The 1,496-nt window shown below is 51.8% G+C and carries 1 protein-coding gene; it reads right to left on the bottom strand.

What is annotated here, in order from left to right:
• Window positions 1-90 precede the first annotated feature (90 nt).
• Complete coding sequence (locus FVD38_RS27330) at window positions 91-768, bottom strand: ImmA/IrrE family metallo-endopeptidase (protein WP_502572598.1); 678 nt, start codon at window positions 766-768, stop codon at window positions 91-93.
• Window positions 769-1,496 lie beyond the last annotated feature (728 nt).

Genomic DNA, 1,496 nt, shown 5'->3' with positions numbered 1-1,496 from the left:
CAAAACGCCCGTCCTCGCGCTCAAGGAATGGCAACAGAAGCGACCTGAGTTATTCGTTAAACGCGTTTATGATCAAACGGGACTCGACACTTATCCTACAGCAGGCGCACGCAGTCGATCTCGTTCGGCTTCGCCTATCAGTCCCAAGTTAAACAGGTGTTCTACCAACGCGGTATATCCAAGATCCAGCATCTCTGCCTGTTTCTTGACTGCTTCGACGCTTGTATCTGAAAAACTGCGCTTCACCGCAGTACGCGAAGCCAGGAACATGGCGGCAAAAGCATTCGCACGTTTCTCGACACGTGCAGTGGTCCATGCCCCACTGACGTGAGAAAGTTTACGTGCTCTGGTCCGATCGAAAAGAATATGGCAAAACTCATGTGCCATTGTAAATTTTCGACCTTGCGCAGTTTTATTGAAGCTGCTTGAAGTATTCACCAAAATAGCTGGAGAAAAGTTTGCGCCTGCAATTGCAACTCCCCGAATGGAATCCGTATCCAGCTCGATCTCTTCCACGTCCACGCCAAGTTTTCTCAATTGACTTTTGACGTTGACCGAAGAATTGGCATTCGAAATATTCAAATCTTCCCTTGCGTATTCCGCCAGCTCATACCCTTCCTCGTAGGGTGCGATCGCGAAGTTCAACGGCCGGTCGTCCACCAATCGCTGCAAGGCCACCGATTCCGTACCCGACTGATGCTTTTTCAGGAATTTCAACAACAACACCGCGTCTCGTTCGCTGATCGAGGGAGCCAGCCCCCCGAACATCAGCACTGCGGCATCCAGCGACGCAACGGCAGGAATACCGCTCACCATCGCGCTGCGTTCTTCCCATGCGACCGCATCGGCAGCCGCAGACAGCAACGCTTGCAGTCGACCGTGAAGATATCTGGATTCCAGTTCCTTCAATGGAGTTTGTTTGAGTTTGCGAAAGCGCTTCTTCAGATCTTCCACGACATGCTGGTCGTCGACATTTGTTACCGGAGCTGACCTGATTCCATGAACAAGAAAAGCCCACAAAGGTTGAACCACCGCCTCGACCGCCAATGTCGCAAACCCCGGAGAAAGCACAAGCGACAATCCGTCCGGGGCGAAGGTAGGCTGGCGCCCACTCCAGGAAACTTCTATCTCGTCGCCGAGTCTTCTGAAACAAATATCGGGATATAAGGCGCTTGCATCGGCGGCACGTAGTGCATGCCTGCACCACCATTGGCGAATTATCCGATATTGGTCTCTTTCGTCTTCATCCGACGACCCGATAGTACGCCCCAACGCTGCGAACGATGCAATTGCAGCTGGAGCACCGGATTTGTCTTCCCAAGAATACACTTCCTCGTGGAAGAGCCAGGTCCAATTCGTAATGAGCCAATCAAAGATCGGATACAGATACCAGGATGTATGACTACGTGTCGAGTCCCGTTTGATCATAAACGCGTTTAACGAATAACTCAGGTCGCTTCTGTTGCCATTCCTTGAGCGCGAGGACGGGCGTTTTG

Origin of the sequence: Massilia arenae, from assembly GCF_008014745.1 — a bacterium.
GTDB classification, from domain to species: domain Bacteria; phylum Pseudomonadota; class Gammaproteobacteria; order Burkholderiales; family Burkholderiaceae_D; genus Telluria; species Telluria arenae.
This window is presented reverse-complemented; position numbering and strand designations above follow the sequence as displayed.

Bases quoted from the DNA above. Each gene is read 5' to 3' on its own strand.
- FVD38_RS27330 (WP_502572598.1), bottom strand. From the start codon at position 768: ATGTTCGGGGGGCTGGCTCCCTCGATCAGCGAACGAGACGCGGTGTTG.